Here is a 7,311-nt window from a genome sequence, read left to right on the forward strand (position 1 = left end):
GCCCCTTGTCCGAAAGCCAGCCTCTGGTGCTCGCCCTGCCCAAGGGGCGCATCCTGAAGGAACTCCTGCCCCTGCTGGCCGCTGCCGGAATCGAGCCGGAGCCGGCTTTTCGGGACGAGTCCGCGCGCCAGCTCCGCTTCACCACCAACATCCCGGGCCTCGACGTCGTGCGGGTGCGCTCCTTCGACGTGGCGACCTTCGTCGCCTTCGGGGCGGCGCAATTGGGCGTGGCCGGCAACGATGTGCTGATGGAGTTCGATTATCCGGAGCTCTACGCCCCGGTAGACCTCGGCATCGGTTACTGCCGCCTGGCCGTGGCCGAGCCGGCCAGCCTGCACGCCCAGGACGATCCCAGCCGCTGGAGCCACATTCGCATCGCCACCAAGTACCCCGAGGTGACCAGGCGCCATTTCGCGCGGCGCGGGGTGCAGGCTGAATGCATCAAGCTGAACGGCGCCATGGAACTGGCCCCGACGCTGGGACTGTGCCGGCGCATCGTCGACCTGGTCTCCACCGGCTCAACCCTGGCTGCCAACAACCTGGTAGAGGTGGAAACCATCGCCGAGGTGACAAGCCGCCTGATCGTCAACCGCGCTGCGCTCAAGACCCGACCTGAGGAGGTGGGGCGCTGGGTCGAAGCCTTCCGGGAGTGCGCCAATGCCGCTTGAGCTCGATGCCCGTCGTCCCGACTTTCCCGATGCCTTTCGAGCCTTCCTCGACGCCGGGCGCGACGAGGCGGCCGAAGTGGACCGGGCTGTGGCCGAAATCCTCGAGGCGGTGCGCAAGGAAGGCGACGCGGCCGTCCTGCGCTACACCGCGCGCTTCGACCGGCTGGAGTTGAACGCCGAGGGGCTGCGCTTCACCCCGCAAGAAATTGCCGAGGCCGAGGCAGCCTGCGACCCCGAAACCCTTGATGCCCTGCGCCTGGCGGCCGCGCGCATCGAGGACTACCATCGCCGGCAACTGCCGCAGGACCTGGATTATCAGGATGCCAGCGGCATCCGCCTGGGCCACCGCTGGACCGCCGTAGGCGCCGTGGGCCTCTATGTCCCTGGCGGGACAGCCGCCTACCCCTCCTCCGTGCTGATGAACGCCATCCCTGCCCGGGTGGCCGGGGTCGAACGCATCGCCATGGTGGTGCCCACACCGGACGGGCGCATCAACCCACTGGTTCTGGCAGCCGCGCATATCGCTGGCGTCAATGAGATCTACCGCATCGGCGGCGCCCAGGCGGTGGGTGCACTGGCCTATGGCACCGAGACCATCGCGCCGGTGGACAAGATCACCGGACCCGGCAATGCCTATGTCGCCGCCGCCAAGAAGCAGGTCTTCGGACGCGTGGGCATCGATATGATCGCCGGCCCCTCGGAGATCCTGGTGGTCGCCGACGGCGACAACGATCCGGCTTGGATCGCAGCCGACCTGCTGAGCCAGGCCGAGCACGATACTTCGGCCCAGTCGATCCTGATCACCGACGATGCGGACTTCGCGACGGCCGTGCAACGCGCCATCGAGGTGCATTTGCAAAGGCTGCCGCGCAGCGAGATCGCCGCGGCAAGCTGGCGCGACCACGGCGCGGTCATCCTGGTGGACGACATTCCTGCCGCTGCACCGCTGGTGGATCGGGTGGCGCCGGAGCATCTGGAACTGGCCGTGGGCGATCCCGACGCGCTGCTGCCGCAGATCCGCAACGCCGGGGCCATCTTCCTGGGCCGCCACACCCCGGAAGCGCTGGGCGATTATCTCGCGGGGCCGAACCACGTGCTGCCCACGGCGCGCTCGGCCCGCTTCTCCTCGGGGCTCTCGGTTCTGGATTTCCTCAAGCGCAGTTCCCTGATCGGCGCCAGCCCGGCCGGCCTGGCCGCCATTGGACCGGCGGGGATCGCACTGGCCCGTGCCGAAGGCCTGGACGCCCACGCGCTGTCCCTCTCGCTGCGTCTCGAAGCGCCCGCCACGGACTGACCCGGAGTTTCCACCATGGACGATCGCCGCCTGGTCAACGTCGTCCTGGAGGAAAAGACGCTGGTCCGGCGCACGCCAGAGGTCGAGCACGAGCGGGCGGTGGCGATCTATGATCTGCTGGAAGAGAACCGCTTCGCGCCGCTGCTCGAAAGCGAGGACGACCACTCCGGCCCCTTCAGCCTGATCCTGCGCATGGAGGGCACGCAGCGCCTGGTGTTCGAGATCCGCGATGCCACGGAAAGCCGGCTGTTGGGCAACGTCCCCCTCGCGCTCCAGCCCTTCCGGCGCATCGTGAAGGACTACTTCATGGTCTGCGAAACCTATTTCGAGGCCATCAAGACGGCCAGTCCCTCACGTATCGAAGCCATCGACATGGGCCGGCGCTCGCTCCACAACGAAGGCGCAGCCCTGCTGCGCGAGCGCCTGGCGGAGCGCATCGAGATCGACGAGCTGACGGCCCGACGCCTTTTCACCCTGCTCTGCGTCCTGCACATCCGAGGCTGAGATGGCCGATCAGCCGGACGCCGTCCTCTTCACCTGCACCGAGAACGCTATTCGCTCGCCCATTGCGGAGGCGCTGCTCAAGCACCTGCTGGGGCACCGCATCTACGTGGATTCCTGCGGCGTGCGCGCCAGCCCCATCGACCCCTTCGCGGTTGCTGTACTGGAAGAGATCGGCATCGACCGCAGCAGCCACCGCTCCAAGACCTTCGACGACCTGGAGGATACTTCCTACGACCTGATTATCTCGCTTTCACCCGAGGCACAGCACTCGGCGGTGGAGATGACCCGCACCATGGCCTGCGATGTGGAGTTCTGGAACACCTTCGACCCCTCCCTGGTGGAGGGCAATCGCGAAACCCGCCTCGCCGCCTATCGCCAGGTCCGCGACCAGCTCTTCGAACGCCTGAAACGGCGCTTCCCGGAAGACCTGAAGCCAGACGTGTGAATGCATGAGCCTCAGGCCGTGATGACGAACTCTGCCGTCTGGTGCCGGCGGATGAAGTCCCAGTCGTAGCTCACGCCCAGGCCGGGCCCTTCGGGAAGCGGAAAGCAGCCGTCCGCGCCCACCCCATCGAGCTGGTCGGAGTAGCCGCAGGTATAGACCGGCGGCACGGCATTGGGGCTTCCCGGGCCCACCAGGGCCAGTTCGTAGTAATTGGTGTTGCGCAACGCCGCCATGCAGTGGCGGTGCGCCGGGCCGCAGGCGTGGATCTCCACGTCGACGCCGAAGGCCTCGGCCAGGTGCGCGATCTTCATCGTGCCGGTGATGCCGAGATCATACTCCGGGTCGGCGCGCAGGATGTCGGTGCCGCCGGCAATCAGGAAATCGGCCTTGGGCTCGATGCCGCGAACGTGCTCGGTCATCAAGAGCGGGGTTTTCAATCGCTCGCGCAGCCGCTTGTGCGCAAAGGCCGAGACGCCGCTGTCGCGGAAGGGGTCCTCGTACCAGGTGTAGTCGGCCTCGTCGCAGGCGCGACCGACGTAGAGCGCATCGGCAAAGTTGCGCAACTGGCAGGCCGGATCGAGCATCAGGGCCATGCCGTCGCCCACCGCCTTGCGCACCGCCAGCACGTTCTCCGCTTCCCGCCGGGCATCGCCGTCATGCCAGCCATGCAGCTTGAAGGCCGGATAGCCCATCGCCTGACAGGCCAGCGCGAAGTCGGCAAAAGCGGCCGCGCTGTCCAGGCTGCCGGAATGATCACCGTGGTAGGTGCTGGCATAGGCCGGCAGGCGCGTGCGGTAACGGCCCAGCAGATCGGAGACGGAGCGCCCCGTCTCCTTGCCCAGCAGATCCCAGAGCGCGATGTCCAGTGGGCCGTGGCCCATGTGGTCGTACTGGCGCAGCTCGCGCTTCATTTCGTCAAAGAGCCACTCACGCTCGCCCGTGGTGCGGCCAAGCAGGAAAGGCGCAAGGGCGCGGCTTTGTTCCAGGGCGATGCGGGTGCCGACCCAGTGAGTCACATATTCGCCGCAAGCGCCCTCATCGGTGAAGATCGCCACGGCATAGCGCTCAACCGTGATCCGCTCGCCGGGCTTGCAAACCATGTTGTAGGTCGCGCCGGCACTGCTCTCCAGGCCCAGGTTCTCCACCTCAAAGGTGAAGGGCCGAATCTCGATCCGCTCGATACGTCCCATGCCTGGGTCCTTTCCTTGAGCAATCCAATTAGCGCAGGGTCGCCGGCAGCCAGAGCGTGAGCGCGGGGACCAGTGTGATGACCAGGAGCGCGGCCAGCAGCCCCAGGAGGAAAGGCCAGACCTCCCGCAGGAAGGCGCCCATCCTAACCCGGGCAATCGAGCAGGACACAAACATCAGCACGCCCAACGGCGGTGTGAGCTGTCCGACCAGCAGGTTGACGATCATCAGGATGCCGAAGTGCACCAGGCTGATGTCCATCATGTTGAGCAGCGGGATCAGGATGGGCACCAGAATGATGATGACCGCCAGGGTCTCCATGAAGGTGCCGAGCACCAGCAGCATCACGTTCAGCAGCAGCAGGACCACCACCGGGTGGTCCGAGATACTGGTGATGAAGCCCAGCATGACCTGCGGCGCGTTGTTCATCGCCAGCACCCAGGCAAAGGGCGAGGCCGCAGCCACCAGCAACAGGATGGAGGCCGTGTCGCGGGCGGTGGACAGCAGCGCGGCGCCGATGCCGCGCCAGTCCAGCGTGCGATAGATCAGCACCCCCACCAACAGGGAATAGGCCACCGCCACGGCCGCCACTTCCGTCGCGGTGAAGATGCCGGCCCGGAAGCCGCCAACGATCAGCACCGGTAACAGCAGGGCCCAGCCGGCCTGCCCAAAGGTGCGCCGCAGAGTGCTGCGGGAGAAACTGCCCTCAACCGGGAAGTTGCGCGCCCGCGCCATCAGCGCGGTGACGCCCAAGAGCACCGCCCCGATCAAGAGCCCCGGTATGATGCCGGCGATGAAGAAATCGCCGATCGAGATATTGGCGACCCAGGCGTAGATGATCAGCAGGATCGAGGGTGGAATGATCGGTGCCAGAGTGGCCGAAGAGGCGGTCAGGGCCACGCTGAAGGAGCGGGTATAGCCGGCTTTTTCCATCTCCGGCACGAAGACGCGCGTGGTGGCCGCACAATCGGCCAGGGAGGAGCCTGAGATGCCCGACATGAACACACTGGCAACCACGTTCACCTGTGCAAGACCGCCGCGCACATGCCCAATGAGGGCGCGCGCGAAGGCGAACATGCGCTCGCTCATGCCGCTCTGGTTCATCAGGTTCCCCGCCAGGATGAACAGCGGCACGGCCAGCAGCGGGAAGGATTGAACGCCCGAAGAGACGCGCTGGGCGAAGACGGTCATGGGAAAAGCGTCGATCCAGATCGCCAGCATCGCCGAGCCGAGCATGGCGAAGGCAATCGGCAGGCCGATCGTCAGCAGGGCGACGAAGGTCAGAAGCAGCAGCGCCACGGGATCAGCCCTCGCGTTCCAGAACAGACTCGAGCACCCGCGAGGGCCCTTCGTCGAAAAACTGTCTCAGCAGATGTACGGCGGTGAAGGCCATGCCCAAGGGCAGACCGATGTAAAGCCAGGCCGCGGAAATGCCGAGGATGGGGGTCAGGTTGCCCGAGACGAAGACGGCATAGTCATAGCCGAACTTTCCCATGGCCGCGACGATGACGACCATGCAGAGGAGCCCAAGCAGGCCCAGAATGCCTTTCGCCGGCCCGCTCAGCAGGCGCGGCACCACATCGATGCGCAGGTGCTGATGGCTGCGCACGCACGCGCTGACACCGATGAAGATCATCCAGACGAAGGCAGCGACCACCACTTCCTCAATCCAGGTGACTGGACTGCGGAAGAGATAACGCAGCGCCACATTGCCGAAGAGCAGGATGGCCAGAACGGCACAAAGCGCCGAGATCAGGACATTCTCGACGAGCGCGATCGCATCGTCGACACGGCGCAGCACAGCCAGCAGGAGGGACGACATCCGGACCTCAAGTCACACCTGAAAGACGAAAGGGGGCGGCCGAAATCTTCGTCCCGCCCACCCGTTTGGAGAACCGGCCTGCACCCATGAAGATACAGGCCGGTCCGCACCTGCGTTAGTTAACGAGAGCGAAGCTCTTCGATCGCGTCCCGCAGCCGCTGGAAGTTTTCCTGGCCCCAGCGCTCAGCCATAGTCGTGTAGGCATCGGCATCGTTCAGGGCCTGGGCGAAAGCGCCACGGTCGGGGTCGGTGATGATCGTGGTGCCACCTTCGGCCTCGATCTCATCCAGCATTTCCTGCTCCAGGCGCTGCTGAATGGCCGTATTCATCGCCGAGTACTTCGCGGCCTCCTCCAGCAGGACGCGCTGGTGCTCGTTGGACAGCGAGTCGAAGCGTGCCTTGTTCATCACGATCATGTTGTTCTGCAGCATGTGCCGAGACATGACGATGTAGTCCTGCACTTCGTAGAAGCGGCGGTTATAGATCGTCGGGATCGGGTTCTCCTGACCGTCAACCACACCCTGCTGCAGCGCCGAGTAGACATCGGCGAAGGACACCGGGGTTGGCGAGGCGCCAAAGGATTCCACCATGGCCACCCAGACGGCCTGCTCAGGCACGCGGACGTTCAGACCAGCCATGTCGGCGGGCTCACGCACTTCGGTGTCGGAGAAGGTGAAGTTGCGCCAACCCCAGTACCAGACCTTGGTGAGCGGGATCAGACCGTGATCCTCCGCCAGTTCGTCAAAGGCCGGCTGCATGGCATCGCCCAGGATCATAGCATGGGCTTCTTCCCAGCTGTCCCACAGGAAGGGCGCGCTGGGCATCTCCAGCTGCGGCACGAGCAGGCTGGCGGACGGCATGGAGGGCGCAGAGATGTCGACACCACCGGCCTTCGCCTGCTGCACCAGCTCGTTTTCGGTGCCGAGCTGCTCGTTGGGGAAGATGCGAATGGTGAGCTCGCCGTCCGTGCGCTCCTCGACGCTGGCCGCGAAGTCTTCAAACAGCTGAGCGGCAATCTCGCCCTCGCCGTTGGCGTGGCCGAAACGCAGTTCGGTTTGGGCGTCCGCGGGCTGCGCAAAAGCGAATGCAGCAGCGGCCGCAAGCACGGGAAGGGCCGTGAATCGAATAGCCATCTATTGCTCTCCAAGGGCTTGTGTGGGCTTCGTGATTAAGCGCCAAAACCCTATACAGGCTGAGAATTGCCGGTCAACGACAAGCAGGCGGAAAGACCTCCTGGTGGCCGCAAGATCGCGAATCGCGGGCATTTGAGTAGTGTCCAGAATTTTCTGCAAAATGCGTTCATGGCCGCTGTTGGTTTGGCGGGGCGGGCGTGGCGCCTTCGAGTGAGCGCAAGCGCCCGCCCCGCCCGCCGCCGTCAGGCGGCGTCGGC

General features: G+C 65.4%; 9 protein-coding genes. 5 read left to right on the forward strand and 4 right to left on the reverse strand.

Annotated elements, in window-relative coordinates; genetic code table 11:
* Window positions 1-5 precede the first annotated feature (5 nt).
* From hisG to P2G67_RS11810, 4 genes are read left to right on the forward strand one after another with little or no spacing between them, the layout of a single operon-like run.
* A complete protein-coding gene (gene hisG / locus P2G67_RS11795; RefSeq protein ID WP_275823319.1) occupies window positions 6-668 on the forward strand; it encodes an ATP phosphoribosyltransferase in 663 nt (220 codons plus the stop codon).
* A complete protein-coding gene (gene hisD / locus P2G67_RS11800) occupies window positions 658-1,962 on the forward strand; it encodes a histidinol dehydrogenase (RefSeq protein WP_275823321.1) in 1,305 nt (434 codons plus the stop codon). Before hisG ends, hisD begins: the two co-directional genes overlap by 11 nt.
* Window positions 1,963-1,977: 15 nt before the next feature.
* Window positions 1,978-2,466 (forward strand): UPF0262 family protein, encoded by a 489-nt coding sequence (locus tag P2G67_RS11805; RefSeq protein ID WP_275823323.1) that lies wholly within the window; start codon window positions 1,978-1,980, stop codon window positions 2,464-2,466.
* Window position 2,467: 1 nt separating this feature from the next.
* The gene (locus P2G67_RS11810; protein WP_275823325.1) at window positions 2,468-2,911 is read left to right on the forward strand and encodes an arsenate reductase ArsC; all 444 of its coding nucleotides are present in this window, start codon (window positions 2,468-2,470) and stop codon (window positions 2,909-2,911) included.
* An 11-nt stretch (window positions 2,912-2,922) separates the two neighbouring features.
* On the opposite strand, the gene P2G67_RS11815 is transcribed toward P2G67_RS11810, so the two are convergent.
* From P2G67_RS11815 to P2G67_RS11830, 4 genes are all read right to left on the reverse strand, one after another.
* Entirely contained in the window at window positions 2,923-4,101 is a 1,179-nt protein-coding gene (locus P2G67_RS11815; protein ID WP_275823327.1) for an enolase C-terminal domain-like protein, read from the reverse strand.
* A gap of 28 nt (window positions 4,102-4,129) precedes the next feature.
* Entirely contained in the window at window positions 4,130-5,398 is a 1,269-nt protein-coding gene (locus P2G67_RS11820; protein ID WP_275823329.1) for a TRAP transporter large permease, read from the reverse strand.
* A 4-nt stretch (window positions 5,399-5,402) separates the two neighbouring features.
* Window positions 5,403-5,921 (reverse strand): TRAP transporter small permease, encoded by a 519-nt coding sequence (locus P2G67_RS11825; RefSeq protein WP_275823331.1) that lies wholly within the window; start codon window positions 5,919-5,921, stop codon window positions 5,403-5,405.
* A gap of 119 nt (window positions 5,922-6,040) precedes the next feature.
* Complete coding sequence (locus P2G67_RS11830) at window positions 6,041-7,054, reverse strand: TRAP transporter substrate-binding protein (RefSeq protein WP_275823333.1); 1,014 nt, start codon at window positions 7,052-7,054, stop codon at window positions 6,041-6,043.
* Between the two features lie 66 nt (window positions 7,055-7,120).
* On the opposite strand from P2G67_RS11830, the gene P2G67_RS11835 reads away from it, so the two are divergent.
* The coding region (locus P2G67_RS11835; RefSeq protein WP_275823335.1) for a hypothetical protein at window positions 7,121-7,311 on the forward strand (191 nt) is incomplete at its 3' end.

Source organism: Aquibaculum arenosum (genome assembly GCF_029222965.1).
Classification (GTDB): Bacteria; Pseudomonadota; Alphaproteobacteria; order Kiloniellales; family DSM-21159; genus Aquibaculum; species Aquibaculum arenosum.